General features: G+C 45.6%; 18 protein-coding genes, 9 tRNA genes and 2 rRNA genes. 26 read left to right on the top strand and 3 right to left on the bottom strand.

What is annotated here, in order from left to right; all coding sequences use genetic code 11:
• The 19 genes from M3629_RS12650 to yajC form a co-directional block, all read left to right on the top strand.
• Nucleotides 1-182, top strand: a 23S ribosomal RNA gene (locus M3629_RS12650); the annotation flags it as partial.
• 138 nt (nt 183-320) lie between these two features.
• Nucleotides 321-437, top strand: a 5S ribosomal RNA gene (gene rrf / locus M3629_RS12645).
• An 84-nt stretch (nt 438-521) separates the two neighbouring features.
• A tRNA-Asn gene (locus M3629_RS12640) sits at nt 522-597 on the top strand.
• Between the two features lie 4 nt (nt 598-601).
• Nucleotides 602-673: transfer RNA gene (locus M3629_RS12635), tRNA-Glu, on the top strand.
• A gap of 122 nt (nt 674-795) precedes the next feature.
• A tRNA-Val gene (locus M3629_RS12630) sits at nt 796-871 on the top strand.
• Between the two features lie 17 nt (nt 872-888).
• Nucleotides 889-962 (top strand) — tRNA-Met (locus M3629_RS12625).
• A gap of 28 nt (nt 963-990) precedes the next feature.
• A tRNA-Asp gene (locus M3629_RS12620) sits at nt 991-1,068 on the top strand.
• Between the two features lie 17 nt (nt 1,069-1,085).
• Nucleotides 1,086-1,160, top strand: a tRNA-Gly gene (locus tag M3629_RS12615).
• Nucleotides 1,161-1,166: 6 nt separating this feature from the next.
• A tRNA-Arg gene (locus M3629_RS12610) sits at nt 1,167-1,243 on the top strand.
• Between the two features lie 22 nt (nt 1,244-1,265).
• Nucleotides 1,266-1,344 (top strand) — tRNA-Leu (locus M3629_RS12605).
• A 7-nt stretch (nt 1,345-1,351) separates the two neighbouring features.
• Nucleotides 1,352-1,425: transfer RNA gene (locus tag M3629_RS12600), tRNA-Pro, on the top strand.
• Between the two features lie 191 nt (nt 1,426-1,616).
• Nucleotides 1,617-2,309: a BofC C-terminal domain-containing protein gene (locus M3629_RS28650; RefSeq protein ID WP_251506575.1), complete on the top strand. Its 693-nt coding sequence runs from the start codon at nt 1,617-1,619 to the stop codon at nt 2,307-2,309.
• A 310-nt stretch (nt 2,310-2,619) separates the two neighbouring features.
• Nucleotides 2,620-3,123, top strand: a complete 504-nt coding sequence (ruvC, locus tag M3629_RS12590) for a crossover junction endodeoxyribonuclease RuvC (RefSeq protein ID WP_090915614.1) — start codon at nt 2,620-2,622, stop codon at nt 3,121-3,123.
• Nucleotides 3,120-3,734, top strand: coding sequence for a Holliday junction branch migration protein RuvA (gene ruvA, locus M3629_RS12585; RefSeq protein ID WP_251506573.1), 615 nt, complete (start codon nt 3,120-3,122; stop codon nt 3,732-3,734). Before ruvC ends, ruvA begins: the two co-directional genes overlap by 4 nt.
• Nucleotides 3,735-3,789: 55 nt before the next feature.
• The gene (gene ruvB, locus M3629_RS12580) at nt 3,790-4,800 is read left to right on the top strand and encodes a Holliday junction branch migration DNA helicase RuvB (protein ID WP_123066274.1); all 1,011 of its coding nucleotides are present in this window, start codon (nt 3,790-3,792) and stop codon (nt 4,798-4,800) included.
• Nucleotides 4,801-4,972: 172 nt separating this feature from the next.
• The gene (locus M3629_RS12575; protein ID WP_251506571.1) at nt 4,973-7,054 is read left to right on the top strand and encodes a SpoIID/LytB domain-containing protein; all 2,082 of its coding nucleotides are present in this window, start codon (nt 4,973-4,975) and stop codon (nt 7,052-7,054) included.
• A gap of 249 nt (nt 7,055-7,303) precedes the next feature.
• Nucleotides 7,304-8,332, top strand: a complete 1,029-nt coding sequence (queA, locus tag M3629_RS12570) for a tRNA preQ1(34) S-adenosylmethionine ribosyltransferase-isomerase QueA (protein WP_251506569.1) — start codon at nt 7,304-7,306, stop codon at nt 8,330-8,332.
• 35 nt (nt 8,333-8,367) lie between these two features.
• A complete protein-coding gene (gene tgt / locus M3629_RS12565) occupies nt 8,368-9,504 on the top strand; it encodes a tRNA guanosine(34) transglycosylase Tgt (protein WP_090915605.1) in 1,137 nt (378 codons plus the stop codon).
• A 67-nt stretch (nt 9,505-9,571) separates the two neighbouring features.
• Complete coding sequence (gene yajC, locus M3629_RS12560) at nt 9,572-9,883, top strand: preprotein translocase subunit YajC (RefSeq protein ID WP_251506567.1); 312 nt, start codon at nt 9,572-9,574, stop codon at nt 9,881-9,883.
• A 95-nt stretch (nt 9,884-9,978) separates the two neighbouring features.
• Here the strand turns inward: yajC and M3629_RS12555 are convergent, their stop codons facing one another.
• Nucleotides 9,979-10,371 (bottom strand): TIGR04086 family membrane protein, encoded by a 393-nt coding sequence (locus M3629_RS12555; RefSeq protein WP_251506565.1) that lies wholly within the window; start codon nt 10,369-10,371, stop codon nt 9,979-9,981.
• A gap of 180 nt (nt 10,372-10,551) precedes the next feature.
• On the opposite strand from M3629_RS12555, the gene M3629_RS12550 reads away from it, so the two are divergent.
• Nucleotides 10,552-11,310 (top strand): DUF421 domain-containing protein, encoded by a 759-nt coding sequence (locus M3629_RS12550; protein ID WP_251506561.1) that lies wholly within the window; start codon nt 10,552-10,554, stop codon nt 11,308-11,310.
• Nucleotides 11,311-11,312: 2 nt separating this feature from the next.
• Here M3629_RS12550 and spoVB read toward each other — a convergent pair whose 3' ends face one another.
• Entirely contained in the window at nt 11,313-12,968 is a 1,656-nt protein-coding gene (gene spoVB / locus M3629_RS12545; RefSeq protein ID WP_251506557.1) for a stage V sporulation protein B, read from the bottom strand.
• 249 nt (nt 12,969-13,217) lie between these two features.
• Between spoVB and M3629_RS12540 the strand changes: the two genes are divergently transcribed.
• The 6 genes from M3629_RS12540 to M3629_RS12515 all read left to right on the top strand — a co-directional run bounded on the left by M3629_RS12540 (nt 13,218) and on the right by M3629_RS12515 (nt 19,732).
• Complete coding sequence (locus M3629_RS12540) at nt 13,218-13,457, top strand: post-transcriptional regulator (RefSeq protein WP_251506622.1); 240 nt, start codon at nt 13,218-13,220, stop codon at nt 13,455-13,457.
• Nucleotides 13,458-13,548: 91 nt separating this feature from the next.
• Nucleotides 13,549-14,799: a protein translocase subunit SecD gene (gene secD / locus M3629_RS12535; RefSeq protein WP_154887487.1), complete on the top strand. Its 1,251-nt coding sequence runs from the start codon at nt 13,549-13,551 to the stop codon at nt 14,797-14,799.
• A complete protein-coding gene (secF, locus tag M3629_RS12530; protein ID WP_251506554.1) occupies nt 14,789-15,697 on the top strand; it encodes a protein translocase subunit SecF in 909 nt (302 codons plus the stop codon). The genes secD and secF overlap by 11 nt, the downstream gene beginning before the upstream one ends.
• 73 nt (nt 15,698-15,770) lie before the next feature.
• Nucleotides 15,771-16,730, top strand: a complete 960-nt coding sequence (locus tag M3629_RS12525; RefSeq protein ID WP_251506552.1) for a cation diffusion facilitator family transporter — start codon at nt 15,771-15,773, stop codon at nt 16,728-16,730.
• Between the two features lie 40 nt (nt 16,731-16,770).
• On the top strand, nt 16,771-19,179 hold the full coding sequence (gene recJ / locus M3629_RS12520) for a single-stranded-DNA-specific exonuclease RecJ (protein ID WP_251506549.1): 2,409 nt from the start codon (nt 16,771-16,773) through the stop codon (nt 19,177-19,179).
• A 37-nt stretch (nt 19,180-19,216) separates the two neighbouring features.
• The gene (locus M3629_RS12515; RefSeq protein WP_123066285.1) at nt 19,217-19,732 is read left to right on the top strand and encodes an adenine phosphoribosyltransferase; all 516 of its coding nucleotides are present in this window, start codon (nt 19,217-19,219) and stop codon (nt 19,730-19,732) included.
• Nucleotides 19,733-19,957: 225 nt separating this feature from the next.
• On the opposite strand, the gene uraA is transcribed toward M3629_RS12515, so the two are convergent.
• The gene (gene uraA / locus M3629_RS12510) at nt 19,958-21,274 is read right to left on the bottom strand and encodes a uracil permease (protein ID WP_251506547.1); all 1,317 of its coding nucleotides are present in this window, start codon (nt 21,272-21,274) and stop codon (nt 19,958-19,960) included.
• Between the last annotated feature and the right edge of the window lie 117 nt (nt 21,275-21,391).

Here is a 21,391-nt window from a genome sequence, read left to right as displayed (position 1 = left end):
CACCGCTGGGTAGCTATGTACGGACGGGATAAGCGCTGAAAGCATCTAAGCGTGAAGCCCCCCTCAAGATGAGATTTCCCAGTATGTAAGACCCCTTGAAGACGACGAGGTAGATAGGCTGGGGGTGGAAGTGCAGTAATGCATGGAGCTGACCAGTACTAATCGGTCGAGGGCTTATCCAATAGCAAGTTTTAATCGTGTGAGTTTCGTTTCGAATCTAGTTTTCAGAGAACAACACTCTGAATATGCGCTGAACCATTCATCCACACCGCTGTGATGGACCGAATGGAACGCGAATGCATTTGTGAAACAAATGCTCGTTTGGTGGCGATGGCGGAGGGGTTCCACACGTACCCATCCCGAACACGACCGTTAAGCCCTCTAGCGCCGATGGTACTTGGACCGCAGGGTCCTGGGAGAGTAGGACGCCGCCAAGCGAACTCTTTCATCTTACATAGAAAACAGGCTCTGCTTGTAGACGTTGTATGGTGAATTGCATTTACATTTCTAATACATATTATTCCCTGATAGCTCAGTTGGTAGAGCACTCGACTGTTAATCGAGTTGTCACAGGTTCGAGTCCTGTTCGGGGAGCCATTAGGGCCCGTTGGTCAAGGGGTTAAGACACCTCCCTTTCACGGAGGTAACAGGGGTTCGAATCCCCTACGGGTCATAGTTATTTAATAACTAAAGAGTGGGATGAGAATCCCAAAGGTTCGTCGGAGGATTAGCCTCGTTAGCAACTGCTTCGCAGTCTCGAACGAAGTGAGAGTATCCCCTACGGGTCATAATTACGGAGGCTTAGCTCAGCTGGGAGAGCATCTGCCTTACAAGCAGAGGGTCGGGGGTTCGATCCCCTCAGCCTCCACCATATCTTTTTTCTAATGACGCGGGGTGGAGCAGCCCGGTAGCTCGTCGGGCTCATAACCCGAAGGCCGCAGGTTCAAATCCTGCCCCCGCAATTGTAGCTTTCCTAACCGAAAGTGATCTGGAACCGTGGTGTAGTTGGCCTAACATGCCTGCCTGTCACGCAGGAGATCGCGGGTTCGAATCCCGTCGGTTCCGCCATTTTATAATTTTATTATGCGGAAGTGGCTCAGCGGTAGAGCATCGCCTTGCCAAGGCGAGGGTCGCGGGTTCGATTCCCGTCTTCCGCTCCAATATTTGCGCCCTTAGCTCAGCTGGATAGAGCGTTTGACTACGAATCAAAAGGCCGGGAGTTCGAATCTCTCAGGGCGCGCCATTATAACTTAATTCTAAACTTTGCCGGCGTGGCGGAATGGCAGACGCGCTCGACTCAAAATCGAGTGGGAAACCGTGGAGGTTCGAGTCCTCTCGCCGGTATATATAACGGGATGTAGCTCAGCTTGGTAGAGCACCTGGTTTGGGACCAGGGGGTCGCATGTTCAAATCGTGTCATCCCGATTTTCTAAAAATCACTATCTAATTAGATAGTGATTTTTTGTTCTTTAAAAGATATCTACTTCACAAATTTGAGTATCTCGACTACTGTAACTTGTCCGGTCAAGCCACTCTAGTGTTCAATGAGACTGGTTTGCATAAAGGTTTACCCATTAGGTCACAATAAGTTTAAAAAAGTGATTGAAGGGGTTTATGTGAATAGGTACACCTTACGAAAACAGTTAAAGAGACGATGGCGGCGATGGAAACGAACATTGTGGATGGTTGCCGCTATATGTGCGGTTACGATATTAGCATACCGTGGTTTGTCTATATCTGCAGCAGTCGAGCGTTTACTAACAACCGATTTTGGTGAAGCGGTAAATGTAATGGCCTCAGTTAAACAGGAACAACGATCGGAAGAAGAGATTCAGGTGATTGTTGAAAAGCTTGAAACAAGTACAGACCAATTAATACGTGTCGTTTTGCAAACCAAATATATTTGTGGCGTTGAAACTGAACAACTGGGGAGAATGGATATCCCTCAATTGAAAATACTACTTGCTCAGCATCCTGAGTGGGATGCAAAGGTCACTTCATCAGATACGTTACATCTCAATCAAAGTGTGGATGATCTTTCACCTGTTTGTAAACAAGAAGCATACATCAGTATTGATGCTGTTGGTCATCTCAATCTGTATGAAGGCAAACCTGCTGAAGAGAACGTTATTCGCACGTTTTTTCAACTCGATGTAGGTACGCTGGAAAGTTCATTGCCTGAAGGAGTGCTGAAGCAATTGCAAGAAGGCATCCGCATTCAGGACAAAGATGAATATGACAGTGTAATTTCGACGTTCAGTGACTTTGCTGTGGATGAAATGCATCATTTACTTCGCAATGGAGGATAGGATAGCCAACGAAAACAAGGAATAAAACAAGGAATAAAACAAGAAAGATAACCTCTAAATCAGAGGGGCTATAGTTACCTGAGGAGAACGGATATGAAGAGAAGTGAAGACATGGCTAAAGAAGGACATCGTGCGGATGTCCTTTTTGTCGTTTTCACTTAATCGCCTTTTTAAAATGAAACTTTTGAAGAAAGATCACGAAATATAACAAGCTTTGGTGTAGACAAAGTTTTTCCTGCCGCCAGGGCCTATCTTTTGTTATAATGAAATGAACGATACATATGTTCGCTTTTGTGAGGGAGAGATGGTTTTGCGTTTTTTGGGAATTGACCCGGGTATTGCGATTGTGGGATTTGGATTTGTAGATAAAATCGGGAACAAGGTTGTTCCCGTACAATATGGATGTATTCAGACGGAGGCTCATACACCGGATGAGGATCGGCTTCTTCACGTATATGAGGGCATGGTGCAACTGATTGATAAGTATAAACCAGATGCAGTCGCACTGGAGAAACTCTTTTTTAACCGTAACGTAACAACAGCGATGTCTGTCAGCCAGGCTAGAGGGGTGATGATTCTTGCAGCTGCTCAGAAAGGTTTGCCGATTGCGGAATATACTCCAATGCAGATCAAACAGGCAATCGTAGGATACGGTAAAGCGGAGAAAAAACAGGTGCAGGAGATGGTCAAAATGTTCCTTCGTCTGCAGGTTGTGCCTAAACCCGATGACGTTGCAGATGCACTGGCTGTTGCCGTTTGTCATGCACATTCTTATACACTAAATTCCAAGTTGAATGAGGTATTGCGAAAATGATTGATTTTCTAAGAGGACAGTTCATGCATGTCGAAAGTGATTATATTGTGTTGGATGTTCATGGAGTGGGTTACCGTGTGTTCTGTCCGAACCCCTATGCGTTTGCCAAGCAGGAAGGCGAGATCATCGTGTACACCCATCATCATGTGCGTGAAGATGCGATGTTTTTGTTTGGGTTTGTGACGAGAGAGGAACAGCGTTTGTTCCGCAAATTGATTGAAGTATCTGGAATTGGGCCAAAAGTGGCGCTTGGTATTCTTGCCGGTGGCACGCCTGATCATGTGGTCACAGCCATTTATCAGGAGAATCTGACATTCTTGACGAAACTGCCGGGTATCGGTAAAAAAACAGCACAACGTATGATTCTGGACCTGAAGGACAAATTGGACGGTTTCGGTACAGCAGCATATGCAACAGGTCTCTTTGCACCGCCATCCGAAGAGGTTGGAAGCGGGTCTTCATGGGATGAGGCTCGTGAAGGTCTGAAGGCGCTTGGATATACGGATAGTGAACTGGACAAAGTATGGCTCAAGCTGAAAAAAGATGTCACGACCGCAGATTCTGTGGATGTGTTGATGAAGCGGGCACTGCAAATGTTATTCACGGGTTAATTTATTTTAATAGTCGCACTAGAGTTGTAACCTGCAAGAAAAGGATGGGAAGAACATGGATGAACGGATTATATCCGCTAACCTGATGATGGAAGATCAGAACGTTGAATTAAGCCTTCGTCCCCGATATCTAAATGAATACATCGGGCAGAATCAGGTGAAGGAAAATCTTAAAATATATATTGAAGCCGCTAAATTGCGGAATGAAGCACTAGATCACGTGCTGTTATATGGACCTCCGGGTCTAGGTAAAACAACACTCGCGAATATTATTGCAAACGAACTTGGCGTAAACCTGAGAACCACTTCAGGCCCTGCCATTGAACGTCCAGGTGATCTGGCAGCTCTGCTGACGAATTTGCAAGAGGGGGATGTTTTATTCATTGACGAGATCCATCGACTTCATCGTACCGTTGAAGAGGTGATGTATCCGGCGATGGAGGATTCTGCTCTGGACATCATGATCGGCAAGGGACCAAGTGCACGTTCCGTTCGTTTGGACTTGCCTCCATTTACGTTAATAGGAGCTACGACACGCGCGGGACTTTTATCAGCTCCGCTTCGTGACCGTTTTGGTGTGATTAGTCGTTTGGAGTTCTATACGGTTGATGAACTTGCCTACATCGTTTCACGATCCACTGATATTCTGGGCGTAGAGATTGTTGGGGATGCTGCGGAAGAGATCGCTTTGCGTTCGCGAGGGACACCGCGAATTGCAAACCGTTTGTTGAAAAGAGTACGTGATTTTGCACAAGTACGCGGTGATGGCATTATTACACAAGCACTAGCTGAAGAGGCGTTGCAACGCCTGCAAATTGATCCGCGTGGCTTAGACGATATTGACCACAAGATGCTCAAGTCTATGATTAACAGCTTTAGGGGAGGCCCTGTTGGACTGGATACGATAGCGGCTACAATTGGGGAAGAATCTCAGACAATTGAGGACGTGTATGAACCATATCTGCTGCAAATCGGTATGATTCAGCGTACGCCAAGAGGACGTGTAGTTACTGATTTAGCTTACCATCATCTTGGTTTGCCTGTACCACCTAGAGACAGCAAGTAAGTCTCAGCCCTTACACATCGTCGATGCGAAAACCTTGAGAGAATAGATGGAGAAGGCGATATCGCCTAGATATAAGCAGTGAACGGAATTCCTAGAAATTGAACAGGAAGTTGAAATCTCCGAGAAACTGACCGATATAAAGTGAAAGACATGTATGGAGAGGAGCCTGATTGTGGGAAAAACAATACGCACGAAGAAGTGGAGTCGTCGATTGAAGGTACTGGCGGCTACTCTGTTGACAGTGGGGAGCTTGCAAGTACCAGCTTTTGCGGCTGGTGATAATGCACAATTGATTCGGGTAGCTATGTTTGCGAATTTAGGGAGCACTTATAAATCAACGACACCTCTAATTACGCTTGAATCAACAGGTTCATGGAGTATTCAGACTGGTGATACCAATGTGACTCTTCCATCGGGGCTAACCCGTTTTAGTGCAGATGGATTTCGCGTAAAAGTATTAGAGACTGCTGATTTCAAAACCGCCGCAGCGGCAGCAAATTTGCTTCAGGCTACGGCTGATAAACCTTTGATGTATGCGGTGACGTATAACGGCAAAACACTGTATCAGCTATACACCGGTAATTACGGTACAGCAGCACTTGCAGGACAAGCCATCGCTCGGGTACAAAAGACAGCTACGGTTCAATTAGCGGGACAGAAACCGGTTATAACCGGCAGCGAACGTCTGTCTTCCGGGATGTACAATTCTCTTCAGGAAGCAGAAGCAGCACAGTCAACTTTGCTTGCAGGGGGATTTACAGCTTATCCTGTATTGCAACTAGACGGAAGCAACCAGACTTATTCCGTATGGGTTGGTGAAGCGACATCTGCAGCGGAGTTATCTACGTTGAAGCAACGTGTAGAAGCCAGTGTAGCTGGCATTAGCCTTTCTCCTGTAGGTAACAGTTCGGGGTTGATTATCCGTCAGGATGTGGGAATGAGTATGGAAGCCCTTAAAACGGCTCCACATTACACGATTGCAGGCAATAATTCCAAGGTAATGATACAAGGAAGTGGCAACGGCATAAAAGTTGTGGAGCGCTCCCAGCGTACATATCGCGGAGATATGGAGATCAGCATCGTTAATGGGGATCTGGCTTTAGTTAACGTCGTGCCACTGGAACAGTACTTATACTCGGTTGTCGGTGCAGAAGTGTATTCTTCTTGGCCAACGGAAGCACTTAAAGTGCAGGCCGTAGCTGCCCGTTCCTATGCGCTCCAGCAGGGTGAGCGTTTCAAGATCGCCAATGTTGTAGATACCACACTCAGTCAGGCATACAACGGAATGAACTCTGAGAATGACAAAGTAACGAGTGCGGTGGATGCAACGGCTGGAGAGGTGCTCAAAAGTGAAGGCAAAATTGTAGAAGCTGTATTTTCATCTAATGCTGGAGGTCAAACTGCTCATCCTTCTGAAGTATGGAACGGTGGGGCGGGTGTATTTACAAACGTTGACAGTCGTGGCGATCTGTCTGCGCAGGCTGGACTGCATACATGGTATCATGTGTTGATGAGTTCAGGTGTGAGCGGATATATTCGTGAGGACAATATAAAAGAATTGACAACGAAGACGGATGCTGGACTCTCCAAAGCGACCGTAACGGCTCAAAATACAAACGTAAGACCGATTCCGCTCATCCAATCCAATGTTGAACCGGTTGCCAAGATCAATCCCGGAACGGAAGTTGTTGTATTGGCAAAAGTGGCTCAATCCAATGATTATGCATGGGTGAGAGGGCCGTTTACTTCAGCACAACTGGTCAAGACATTGCAGGGTAAGACCACTGTAGCCGCTCCATCCTCTATCTCAACGCTGGAAGTGACCAAGCGAGGACCTTCCGGACGAGCACTGGAAGTTACGGCCAACGGGCAACCGTTGACTGTTAAATATGCGGATACGTACCGCTCAGCACTCGGAGGATTACCAAGCACTTTATTTGATATTGCAGGGACCGGAAGTTATACTGTATTAGGCGCTGACGGTCAAAAAGTCAGCAAAACCGGATCACAGGGGGCCACAGTATTGTCTGCCTCAGGCACGGGTACCTCATCCAGCAATGCACTGGTTGTGATGAGTGCAGATGGTCAAGCAAGAGCCGTGACACAAGGTCAGACCTTTATGTTTATTGGTCAAGGGAATGGACATGGACTTGGCTTATCTCAATGGGGCGCCAAGGGTATGGCTGACGAAGGGTATGATTACCAGACGATATTGAAACACTATTACCAAAACGCAACTATTGTTAAGGAATAAAAGACAATGATTTATATAAGCTCAACTATATTTATTTACACATAAACGGAGAAAACAGAAAAAAACCTGAGAAAGCGAAGCCGTCGCCTTTATCACTGGATTTGCCCCTTGGGAAAGGGAGTTAAAAAAATCCGGGGATAACAGCGATGGGAAGGTTGTTCTGTCATCGTAGTGTTCCGTGTGAAAATCTTTAGTTTAGCTTATATTAAAGTGAAAAAGAATATCAAAGCATTAAGGAATGAATAGAACATGAATGTGAACTTATATGATTTTGAGTTACCAGAGGAATTAATCGCTCAGACGCCGTTACTGGATCGTACCGCTTCTCGTTTGCTTACGTTGAACAAAGAAACAGGGGAGGTTGCACACCACCATTTCCCTCATATTATCGAAGTGCTGGAGCCAGGAGATACACTGATCTTGAATGACACACGTGTATTGCCTGCCCGCCTTTTTGGAACTAAAGAGGACACTGGGGCAAAAGCCGAGGTGCTGTTGCTTAAAAATGTCGCAGGTGATCAATGGGAGGCACTCGTCAAGCCGGGTAAAAAGCTGAGAGCTGGCTCTGTCATTGTGTTTAGTGATCAATTAAAGGCTGTCATTAATGAAGTAGGCGAAATGGGTGCACGTACGTTAACGTTTGAGTACAATGGTATTTTCCAAGAAATCTTGGACCGCCTTGGTGAAATGCCGCTGCCACCCTACATCAAGGAAACGCTGGACGATCGAGAGCGTTACCAGACGGTATATGCCAAACATGAAGGCTCTGCAGCTGCACCGACAGCAGGGTTACACTTTACGGATGAGTTGCTGGATCAGATTCGTGCTAGAGGTGTGAATATTGGATTTATTACCCTACATGTTGGACTTGGTACGTTTAGACCAATGTCTGTGGACGTGGTTGAGGATCATGTTATGCATGAGGAGTATTATTCTTTATCACAGGAAACGGCTGAACTGATTAACCAGACGAAAGAACGTGGTAATAAGGTGTTTGCAGTGGGTACTACTAGCTGCAGAACGCTGGAGACGGTAGGAAGTAAATTCGAAGACGGTGTATTGCAGGAAAGTAGCGGCTGGACGAGCATTTTCATCTATCCCGGCTATTCCTTCAAAGTGATTGACGGAATGTTGACGAATTTCCATTTGCCGAAATCAACACTAGTGATGCTTGTTAGTGCTCTTGCAGGTCGAGAGCATATTATGCATGCCTATGAGGAAGCCATCAAGGAGAAATATCGTTTCTTTAGCTTTGGCGATGCGATGTTGATATATTAATAAACCGATTAACTTTTAGAGGATGATTATAACCAATGGCAGCAATTACGTACGAACATATCAAAACGTGTAAACAATCTGGTGCGCGTCTGGGACGTGTGCATACACCTCATGGTGTTATTGAGACTCCAACGTTCATGCCGGTCGGCACACAAGCAACAGTAAAAACGATGAGTCCCGAAGAATTGAAGGAAATGGATGCTCAGATTATTCTGAGTAATACGTATCATTTGTTCCTGAGACCGGGTCATGAAATTATCCGTCAAGCTGGCGGTTTACATAAATTCATGAACTGGGATCGCCCTATTTTGACAGATAGCGGTGGTTTTCAGGTGTTCTCCCTTAGTGAGATGCGTAAAATTACCGAAGAGGGAGTACATTTCCGCTCCCATCTGAACGGTGACAAAAAGTTTCTTTCCCCTGAAGTGGCTATGGAAATCCAGAATGCTTTGGGATCAGATATTATGATGGCATTTGATGAATGTCCTCCATATCCAGCTGAATACGAATACGTCAAAAAATCACTCGAAAGAACAACTCGCTGGGCGGAGCGTTGTATTGAAAGTCATGCTCGTCCGCATGATCAAGGCTTGTTTGCCATCGTACAGGGAGGCATGCACGAAGATCTTCGTCGTCAAAGCGCGGCTGATTTGACTTCCATGGATTTCCCGGGGTATGCTATTGGTGGACTGAGTGTTGGAGAACCGAAACATTTGATGTATGGTGTATTGGATTACACGGTGCCTTTGCTACCTTCCAATAAACCAAGGTATTTGATGGGGGTAGGTTCACCCGATGCATTGATTGAGGGATCGATTCGTGGAGTGGACATGTTTGACTGCGTGTTGCCAACCCGGATTGCCCGTAACGGAACAACGATGACAAGTCAGGGACGTCTGGTCGTTCGCAATGCCAAGTTTGCAACCGATTTTGGGCCGCTTGACCCGGAATGTGATTGCTACACTTGCCGCAATTATTCCAGAGCGTACTTGCGCCATCTGATCAAAGCAGATGAAACCTTTGGCTTGCGTCTCACAACGATCCATAATCTTCATTTCCTACAGAACTTGATGCGCAATGTGCGTAAAGCCATAATGGAAGATCGTTTGCTTGATTTCCGGGATGAATTTTTCGATCAATATGGTCTGCATGACAATGACAAAGGTTTCTGATTGAGGTTTTTGCGGAACCGATGCAACAAGCAGTAACTGTACGTATAGTCGATAAGGGGGAGTTTTGATGTTTCAGGGAATGCTTGCAACAACACCTAATGCTGGTGGTGGAATTTTTTCGTTGATCGTACCTTTGGTACTGATGGTCGCGATTTTCTACTTCTTGATGATTCGTCCACAGAACAAAAAGCAAAAGGCACGTAATGCGATGTTGGGTCAGCTGAAAAAAGGCGATAAAATTGTAACGATCGGTGGTCTTCACGGTACGATTGCTGAAATTACAGACGACATGGTGGTATTGCGTGTAAACGATGTTACCAAACTCACGTTTGACCGTAATGCGATTAGCAGCGCTGTAAGTCGTGAAACGGCTGAATAATGGTATACATGATGAGAATATGCAACCGGCATATTCCCGAACAGAGAATCGGATCTTTAAGTAGATCCGGTTCTCTTTTTAATTCGACGAGTCGATTATGAGCGTTGTGTGTTAACTCCAAAGATGCCGCCAAGAGCCGATATAAAGAACGCGCTGAGTAGCTGCAAGCTGTCCTTCCAGTTAAACGAAGCATCCAGCGCCAAGAATCCGATGAGCAACACAAGAAGCCCATAAACGATTCCTGTGAAGCCACCGTAATACCATCCTTTCTCACCCGAACGTTTTCCCGCAATGAAACCACCGATAAGCAATGACAAACCATGAACTACATAAGTATAGGTGGAAAGATCCTGTTCTCGCATGCCGCTCATCCACAGGAAAAATGAAAGAATTAATGCTCCGATAAACATCCAGATAAAAGCATGACAGAGGCCGGACAGAATTGGATTGGACATCCGAAATGAGAACAAGCGGCGAATCAATTGCATAATGCAACCCCCTTGTACAAGTTTGAAATTAATACAGTGTATGGTCAAGCCTTCTGACTTATGAACTGATTTCCATTAAATGAACGGATTATTTCTGCATGAGCATGTGAGGTTCAGGTCAAAATAGGGATTGCACTCCAGATCTCTGTACAATGTTGAAATTCGAAGGAGGTTCCTATTATGAATTTCACTGATTTCGGTCCTCACATATATCGAACGATACTCATGTATTTCTTGGTCTATTGCGCTATTCGTGTTATGGGTAAACGAGAGATCGGCAAATTATCAATGTTTGATCTGGTCGTATCGATCATGCTTGCCGAGATGGCTGCTTTTGTAATTGAGGACATTAAAAAACCGCTATCTCATGGTATTGCTCCGATGCTGACAGTCATTGTTATGCAAATTGGTATGGCTTATGTGGGTTTGAAAAGTCGCAAGCTTCGTCTGATGATCGATGGGAAACCTACGGTTTTAATTTCCAAAGGCAAGCTTCATCGAGATGAAATGCGCAAGCAACGTTATAATCTGGATGATTTGCTGCTCCAGTTACGGGAACAAAATATTGACAGCATCGGTGATGTAGATTTTGCGCTCCTGGAAACAACGGGAAAACTGACCGTGTTTCCGAAAGATCAGAGCTCTGGGGGTTCTGCTTCCAGCTCGGATTCGGGTTCCAGTTCTTCTAATTCATCTAAGCAACAAAAAGAAAATGTTAAACTGAAAGGTTTCCCCAACATCAAATATGAGGGTTTACCTGTGCCCCTGATCATGGATGGGAAAGTGCAGGATGAAAATTTGGAAATGATCGAGAAAACACGCTTCTGGCTGAAAAATCAAATCCAGCAAAAAGGCATTAACGATTTTAAAGATGTGTTTATATGCTCAATTGATCACAATGGCAAGTTATATATAAGCGTTCGCGAAGACAAAAAATAAAACTACTTTTTTTCAGTGCGCCGTTTGAACCATGAACCAATGAGGGGAGCACGTGACAGATCATGAAAGTCGATCATTTTGGTTAAACCCATGACCATAAAGTAAACAAGCAGACCTGTGAGAGGCGCACAAATCATTCGAAGCCAGAACGGAAATAGTTCCGCTGTATGCTCATAGACGAGCAGGGTTGCAGCACCCATGATGAACATGCCAGCGCCGGTTTTGACCCAATCCATAAGCTTGAAGCGAAATTGTAATAACCGGCGCACACTGCCCGCGTGAAGCAAGGTTACAACCATTGAATTAATACAGATGGCAATGACGGCACCGAAAATACCATACTCAGGTTGCGAGGCTAGCAATAAAATCAACGTAATTTTGATGACAGCACCGATAAACGTGTTTAATAAAGCTTTGCCCGGACGATCGAGTGCCTGCAGTGCAGCCTGTAGTGGAGCTTGAATATAGATAAACAAGGCAAAAGGAGCCATCAGCTTTAGCATGCTTCCAATCGATGCATCATTATAGAGTAGAAGACACATCGGTTCGGCAAGCACATACATAAAGACAGAAAAAGGTGCACCAGTGACTAGAGCTAACCGCAGAGCCTGATGCATTCTTTTATGAATGAGCGCACGGTCACCATTGGCTGAAGCTTCTGACAGGGAGGGTACGAGTGATGTTGCGAGAGAAGAAGTCAGTGCTCCCGGAAGTAGCAACAGGGGAATTACCATCCCTTGTAATGCACCATATTGAGCTGTGGCTAGCCCTTTAGCAATACCGGCGATGGCGAGACTCTGGGCTGTCACGATCGTTTCTGCGAGATAGGATAAAGAACCGACAAGACGACCTGCGGTAACAGGGACAGATATCGCTAGCAAACGGCGAATTAATCTTCTCTGAGAAGGGGCAGATTCTGTATAGTGCTCGTCTTTCTCCCTCAAACTGGAATGAGCTTCTTTTTCAGACTTCGATGAAGGAAAGGAAACTTTCGTTCTTTGAAGAGAGAGAGGAAGTTCCTGTTCCTTTCTAAACTTCGCATAATTCCACAGCAGAACCAGCATTCCGCCCAGTTCTCCAACCATGGCCCCAAGCATTGCGCCAGCGGCTGCGTGTTCAATCCCTTTAGGTAGCAACAGCCATGCAAACCAGATCACAAAAATGATACGGATGATGGTTTCAGTAATGGATGAAATCGCTGTAGGCATCATATTTTGCTTACCTTGGAAATACCCCCTGTACACTGCTGAAACTGCAATAATAGCAATCATAGGGCTCATGCTGACAAACGTATGGTACACTCGCTCGTCTGTGAGAACATATTGGGTGATCCAAGGGGCAAACAGGATGCATAAAAACATAAAAACGACACCGAGAGTGAGCGTGAAGCTGAGGCTAATCTGCAAAATACGTTGTGGCGAATAACGGTTAGCACCCGTCTCGGCTTCGGCGACAAGCTTGGCCACAGCCAAAGGAATACCCCCGGTAATCAGTGTCACCAGCACGATGAAAAAGGGATAGCTCAGTTGATAGATGCCTACACCCTCCGCACCGATTACGCGTGGCAGTGCGATCCTCGGAATGAAGCCGAGAATCCGATTGATAATGCCTGCAGCGAGCAGGATCATGGCCCCCTGAATAAATGTCTGTTTCTTCAAAACTACCCCTCTTTCCCGGTTGAAGGTACAGGTTATCCTCATTGAAGGTACTGGTTATCCTCATTAATGGGACAAAGCCGTTGTACTTCATCCTATGCCGGTCTTTCATCATCTCATGACAACTTGGACACGATTAACAAAAAGAACCATATACGAGAAGAAGGAATATGAAAGGGTGAGGTCGAATGATGTAGTATTGGTGCCGCATAAAGGCTCGGATGTAAGAAGGGAGGCTCCCCGTTGGAAGAAATGAATGATGTGGAGTTGGAACAGTCAATAGAGATACTCTGCCGAAGTAAGGCGGAGGAATTAAGGCTTGTCGGTTACGAATATGTCACCAGCCAAGATGTCTGGAATTGTGTCAGTCATAAATACGAAAAACAGGGTATTCCACCGCTTCACCAACTGGTGAACGACATATTGTCACTGAAAGCAACAAGCTTTATGAACTTTATGACGGTGTCTGCATACCGGGGGTCCTCTTTCTAGACGAAAGGGATCTTTTTTGTTGAAAATTGACTGCTTTTTACGGCATCGCTATAATAGGAATATTGAGAACGAAAGGGGATCTAGGAACGGCATGAAAAGAATTATCAGTTTCATTCTGGTCGTGCTTGTCACCACAGGGGTTATGGTGGGTACAAGCCCGGAGCTGCTCAAAAATATACGCTTGGGCCTTGATTTAAAGGGAGGCTACGAGATCTTATATGAAGCAGAGCCGCTCGAAGCAGGGCAGCAAGTCAGCAAAGCCTCTTTGGTGCAAACAGCCAAAAGCCTCGAAAGCCGTGCCAATGCGCTCGGAACAAGCGAGCCGGAAGTAACTACAGAAGGAACCAACCGGATTCGGTTGAAACTGGCAGGGGTTACAGATGAGGCTGAGGTTAGAGCCAAAATGAAAGAACCCGCTGTTCTGACCTTCCGGAGTAAAGCACCGGATGACAAGGAAGGCGAGTACTCCAAAATTGAGCTTCGCGGTAATGAGTTTGTCGAAAATGCAGCGAAGGTGGTCTTCACTCAATTAAATGAGCCGATGATCGACATTAAAGTAAAAGACAAAGCCAAGTTTTCTGAAATCACAAAACGTCTGATCAATAAACCTCTTGCGATCTATTTGGATGATCAATTGCTTTCGGCACCCGAAGTTAGACAGCAATTGACTGACGGATCTGCTCAAATCTCAGGTTCCTATACACGTGAAGAAGCGAATCAGCTTCGTGATACTATTAACCTGGGTGCACTGCCGCTGAAACTTACGGAGAAATACTCCCAAAGCGTAGGCGCAACTCTTGGTAAATTGTCTTTGGATCAGACGATTAAAGCCGGTTTTATTGGCTCAATCATCATTCTGATCTTCATGATTGGATTGTATCGCGTACCAGGTATCATCGCGAGCTTTGCACTAATCACCCATACTTGGCTAGTCCTTGCGATTTTCTATCTTGGAGAGTTTGTACTGACCCTCCCAGGGATCGCGGCCTTTATTCTGGGTATAGGTATGGCGGTTGATGCAAACATCATTACGTACGAACGAATTAAGGAAGAAATGCGAAGTGGTAAATCCATTTTGTCATCCGTTAAGGCTGGCGGTAAACATTCCTTCCGTACGATTATTGACTCCAATATCACAACCATTATTGCAGCAGCTGTAATGTTCTTCTTGGGTACTGGTGCAGTTAAAGGTTTCGCACTCGTACTGATTTTCGATATTGTCACCAGTATCATCACGAATATTTTCTTCTCTCGCTTCCTGTTAACCTTGCTTGTACGGGGTAACGTGATCAAGAAGCCTAAGTATTTCGGAGTGAAGGAGAGTGAAATTCGTGCGCTTTAATTGGAACTATGATTATATAAAAGGTAGTAAACTTGCCTATATCTTTTCGATTATTCTAACCGTGGCGGGGATAGTCAGTTTGCTCTGGTTAGGACTGAACTATGCGGTTGACTTCAAATCAGGCTCCAATGTGGATATCACAGTATCCAAAGCAATCACAACGGAGCAGATTAATCCGATCATCAAGGACATGGGTGTCAAGGAGGGTGATGTGCACATCACGCCGGGCGCAGATCGGGTAAATGTTCGTTTCTCCAATGTTCTTGTTGAAGATCAGGAAAGTAAGTTCAAGCAGGAATTTAGTAAACTTGATCCAAAAGCATCTTATGAGGTCAATACAGTTGATCCTGAGATGGCGAAGGAACTGGAACGCAATGCAATCTACGCAGTGCTTATAGCAAGTATCGGGATTATGATCTATGTTGCGATTCGTTTTGAATGGAGATTTGCAGTTGCTGCGGTCATTTCCATTTTCCATGATGCTTTTGTCGTTATCAGTGTATTTTCCATCTTCAGACTTGAAGTTAATCTGACCTTTATTACGGCAGTTCTGACAATTGTCGGTTTCTCGATCAACGATACCATCGTTATCTTTGACCGGATTCGTGAGAATCTTCGTTTTGCTAAAAAATCAACGAAAGCTGATCTTCGTGAAGTAGTGAATCATAGTTTGGCTCAAACGATGACTCGTTCCCTAAACACAACGTTTACTGTGTTTATCGCTTCACTCTGTTTGTTTATCTTTGGTGGTGAGTCCATTCGCATGTTCTCTCTTGCGATGGTGATCGGAACATTTTTTGGAGCGTATTCTTCCATCTTCATCGCGGCTCCGCTATGGTTCACACTTAAAAGTAAACAGGTCAACAAGCCAAAAACAGCGGCTAAAGCTTCTAACTAAACATCGGAATGTAAAGCCGCGTCTGCCAGGCGCGGTTTTGCAACGTTAATTACAGAATTAAGGGGGAATCAACATGACAAGAGAAGCTGGTCGGTCCGCACAAGCGGCAACATGGAGCGGGATCGTCGGAAACATGGCACTTGCCGTCATCAAAACAGGAGTAGGATACATGGCGAATAGCAAATCTCTCCTGGCTGATGGCTTGTATTCTGCCTCTGAAGCCGCCTCTTCCTTGGTTGCTCTTTTCCCCTCAAAATCTGTTCAATCCAAAGGCAAGGTGCAAAAGGAACGGCTAAGAGAACATGCAAGGGCTGCAAAACCGGGCATGACGGTTCTGTTAGCAGTGCTTATTTTGATGGGAGGCCTACAGCTGGCTATTTCCGCATTAAGCAGTCTATCCAGTGGTGAACTCGAAGCACCTGGAAAGTCTGTTCTTTTGGTAGCTGTTGCTGCGTTAGCTGTGAAAGAAGCTATATTTCAATTTCAGTACCGATATTTTCGTAAACGAAATCAGTCACAGGCTATGTCGTATGCCTTGCAACACCGACGTGCATTATATTGTTCACTAGCGGTTTTAATAGGTATCATCGGCGCGATGGCAGGGGAAGAGACCGGTTTGAGCCTGCTGTTGTACCTTGATCCAACCGCTGCTCTGATTGCTTCCGGTTTCATTTTGTATAAAGGGTATCGAATGATTGTAGACACGGTCTACGGTTCACTTGTTCAAGAACTTGAGCAAGAGGATGCTGCGGATTACAAGGAAACCGTACAACGGGTATACGGTATTATCACGATTGAACATTTGGTTGCAAGGGAGCAGGAACATGATGTTACCATTGAGTTAGTTGTAAGCGTGAATCCCAGAATCTCCATCTTGGAGGCGCAAGAAATTGCAAATCGGGCCAAGACATTGTTGTTAACACGTTTCAGTCATGTAAAAGAAGTTCAGATCCAGGCTATACCTTATGATCCTGGATATCCTTATAAATCCAATCATGAACTGCCCGATCATGAAGCGACATTAATTCAGTAATGGCGCTGGGATCTCGTAGATCAGGAAAGGAGCGTTAGCGTTGCTATATTCGCAATATCGGTGGAATACACCACATATCAATCTGGAGGCGGCTGCGGCACTATCGCAGGCGCTTTCCGTTTCCCCTCTAGTTGGACGTTTGCTTGTAAGCCGAGGTGTGCACAATGAAGAGGGGGCAGAACGTTTTTTACATCCTGACTTGAATCAGATGCATGATCCTTATCTGCTACTAGGCATGAGTGAGGCCATTCCTCGAATCAAGCTGGCATTGGAGCGAGAAGAACATATTTTAATTTATGGAGATTATGATGCCGATGGAGTATCCAGTACATCGCTTATGATCCATCTGATGCGTCATTTAGGAGCCTCATACGATATCTATATTCCTCATCGCTCGAATGAAGGTTACGGTCTTCATAATCATGCTCTGGACTGGGCTCAACAGCAAGGGGTTACGTTAATTATTACTGTCGATACGGGAATCAGCGCTGTAGAACAGATTGCTTATGCTACAACACTGGGGATCGAAGTCATTGTGACGGATCATCACGAACCCCCTGAGGTTCTGCCAGAGGCCTACGCACTGATCAATCCGAAACTACCGGGGTGTCCATATCCGTTCAAGGGCCTGGCAGGCGCTGGTGTAGCGTTGAAGGTTGCTCAGGCATTGATCGGTGAGGTGCCGGGTGAATGGATGGAGATTGCAGCGATTGGAACAGTGGCGGATTTGATGCCGCTTGAAGGCGAGAATCGGGTAATCGTCAGTTACGGGATCGAATCCATGAGAGGTTCCAAACTTCCTGGAGTTAGTGCATTACTTGAGATTAGTGGTGTGGATCAAAGCCAGGTAACATCCATTAATATTGCTTTTGCCATGGCTCCACGAATTAATGCTAGCGGACGATTAGACCATGCCGGAAGAGCGGTATCACTGCTCACGACGGAAGATTTGGATGAAGCTCATACCCTTGCGGGTCAGCTCGATCTACTGAACCGAGAGCGGCAACAAGTCGTGGAGGGTATTTTACAGGAAGCGACAGCACAACTGGAACAGAAAATTGAGAAACGTTCCGGGTCCGTGCCGGATGTTATCGTACTGGCGGGTGAAGGGTGGAATGTTGGTGTAGTCGGCATTGTGGCATCCAAGTTGCTGGAACGATACTATCGCCCAACACTGATTCTGGGAATCGATCCCGAGAGTGGCGTCTGCAAAGGGTCTGCGCGTTCCATTGAAGGCCTGGATATATATGAGGCACTCACAGTGAACAAAAATAGTCTGGATCATTATGGTGGACATCCTGCTGCTGCAGGAATGACGCTGCATCGCGATCAATTGGAAGAGCTTGAGGCGGGTTTAAATGAATATGCTGCCACGCTGTTAACAGAAGAAGATTTTGTACCTCAGCGTCTGGCTGACGATGAATGCAGAATTAGTGATGTGCCACTCAAGGTGATCCAGGAAATTGACCGATTACAGCCGTTTGGTATGAGCAATCCATCACCACGCTTTGTATTGAGAAAGGTAATTGTCAAAGAAACCAGAACCATGGGGCGGGAAAAGCGCCATTTGAAGCTGGTTCTTGAACAAGACGGCCTCCAGTTGGAAACCGTTGCTTTTGGCAAGGGGGCACTTGCTGAATTCCTCACTCCTGGTTCTGTCATCGATGTGATGGGAGAACTGTCCATCAATGAATGGAATGGCATGAGAAAGCCTCAGATGATGCTTCAGGACATCCACGTTCCTGGGGCACAGGTGTTTGATCTCCGCGGACATGCTGAACCGCTGATTGCAATGAAGCACTTCCTGAGTGCGCTTGACGTACATCTGCGATATAAAGCGGGATCGATTGGGGCCATTGTTCGAAAAGAAACCAATGTTTCTGAGGGAAATTCATTGTATGAACCGTGCCTTTGGGTATATGATAGAAAGGTCGGGTTATTTCCGTGTAATGCTGCCGCAGAGCAGTATGGGCAGGAAGAAGTCCGGACGTTATTTGTGTTTGATACGCCGGAAACTCCGGAACAACTTGATGCAATGCTGGCTTTGTTCAGCGGAGCCGAGAATATCATCCTTCTGCATGGATCAGGCAACCGTCGAGACCGACTTCAGATGCCCTCCAGAGAACTGTTCAAGCGGTTTTATATGCTGGTGTTCAAATGGAAAGCGGAACCTGTGGAGGAACAAGAGATCATTCCTGTGCTCAGTCGTCAGTGTGGTTGTTCTGTACGTATGATCACAATGATGCTTGATGTTTTTGAAGAGCTGGCCTTCATTACTCGGAAAGACGGCAAAATCACAGTTGCGGACAACCCGCCAAAACGGGATTTAACTTCAGCACGTCATTATCAAGCGCTGGAAAATATGGCTGAGACAGAGCAGGTGATGCTGGACGCATCTACACCTCAGCTGACACAATGGATGGTATCCCGGATGAAGGGCGTATCTTAGATGGAAGTTTGTGTATTTATTTTAGGAGGAGATTATTTTGGATTTTAAAGAGTATATTCGTGTCATTCCTGACTTTCCACAACCGGGAATCAGCTTCAAGGACATTACAACATTGTTGAAAGATGGAGAAATGTACCGCAATGCGATCAATGAACTGAAACAGATGGTATCTGAACTGAAAATTGATGTCATTGCTGGACCTGAAGCACGCGGTTTCGTTGTGGGCGCCCCACTGGCATACGCTCTCGGTGTTGGTTTTGCTCCAATTCGCAAAAGCGGAAAATTGCCTGGAGCAACAATTGAAGCAGGCTATGATCTCGAATATGGCAAGGATACACTAGCAATGCATACAGATGCAATCGAGAAAGGGCAAAATGTCCTGATCGCAGATGATCTGCTCGCAACGGGTGGAACCATTGCAACTTCCATTAATCTGATTGAACAATTGGGCGGTAACGTGGTAGGTGCTGCATTCCTGATTGAATTGACAGATCTGAATGGCCGCGGTAAATTGCCTGAGAATATGAATGTGTTTACGTTGATGAACTACTAAAACGTAAATCGCCTTAGTTTATGAGTTGCTGTGAGTAATGTAAGTTGAATTCCCAAGTTTCCCGGGAAATAATATACAGCATTAATGATTAGCAAAAAGCCTGCTTCTCCGTTGGGAGGGCAGGCTTTTTGAATTGTTTTTTGAAGATGGGATACGTGAAGAAATACCATTCTATATTGAGATAAGCATACGCAAATCTTACAATTTGTTCTTTTCATGTGATGCTTAGTCAGGTGTTTTTTCGATAATTGGTTGTTTCTTACTGTCTTCGTTCAATAAACCAAGTACCTCAAACAATTTGAACAACAGACTGAGAAGCATTCCGGCAATCGTAGCCAGCGCCATGCCTTTCAGATGCACACCATAGAAGGAAACTTCCGTACCGCTAAGTCCGATAACTAATACGAGTGTAGTCAGAAGCAGATTTGTTGGTTTGGCGAAATCCACTTTTTGTTCAACCAAGATGCGTAGACCGGAAGCCGCAATGACTCCGAACAGAAGCAGGGAGACACCACCCATAACCGGTACTGGAATGTTCGCAATAAGTGCCGAGAACGTGCCGGAGAAAGAGAGCAGGATCGCAATTACGGCTGCACCACCAATAACGTAAATGGAGTAGACGCGAGTCAGAGCCATAACACCGATATTTTCGCCATACGTTGTATTCGGTGTAGATCCCACGAAACCAGACAGAATGGTAGACACACCATTACCAAGCAGGGAGCGATGCAGTCCAGGGTCTTTGGACAAATCTTTGCCCACAATGCTGCTCGTAACAAGTAGATGCCCGATATGTTCGACGATAACGACGAGTGCTACCGGTAAAATTGTGAAGATGACGGACCAATCAAATGTAGGTGTAGTTATGGTTGGTAGAGAGAGGAAATCAGCATTAGCAATGTTTTCTGTTTTCACTTCTTTCAAAAAGTACCCGAGGACATAACCGGACACAATACCGATCAGGATATGAATAATTTTAGGAAAGCCGCGGAAGGTTACAGCACCGACGACGGTGATTCCTAACGTGACCATGGATAAAATAATAGGTTTGGCTTGAGGAACCCAACCGGGGTTGTTCACAGGATCAGAATTAATGAGACCCGCCATTCCGGCGGCGACAGGTACAAGCTCCAGACCAATCAGGGCTACGATCGCACCCATGACAGCTGGTGGAAATACAATATTAATCCAGCCTGTGCCGGCATATTTAATAATGAGTGCAACGAGGCAAAACACGACTCCTGTTACGATAAAAGCTGCGAGAGCCATGGAGTAACCATTCTCTGGGTGGCCTTTCAAAACAGCCATAACCGGTGCAATAAAAGCAAAGCTTGATCCCAGATATGCGGGTATTTTCCCCTTACACATCAGGATGTACAGTAGCGTACCAATTCCGTTCATCAACAGAATCATGCTAGGGTCCACTCCAAAAAGGTTAGGTACCAGTACTGTACTGCCAAACATAGCGAACAAATGCTGCAAACTTAATAATGCACCTGGCCCAAAAGGCATCTTCTGATTAACTTGAATTTCGCGTTGCAACGAACCTCATCTCCTTTTCCGATACACAAACTTTCAATAGATTACAGAGTTTCTTTCAAATTAGCAATAACAATTTTCAGAATTGGACTGTAAATCACTTATTTTCTCAGATTTCCC

It is taken from the genome of Paenibacillus polysaccharolyticus, from assembly GCF_023714295.1.
Taxonomy (GTDB): Bacteria; Bacillota; Bacilli; order Paenibacillales; family Paenibacillaceae; genus Paenibacillus; species Paenibacillus polysaccharolyticus_A.
This window is presented reverse-complemented; position numbering and strand designations above follow the sequence as displayed.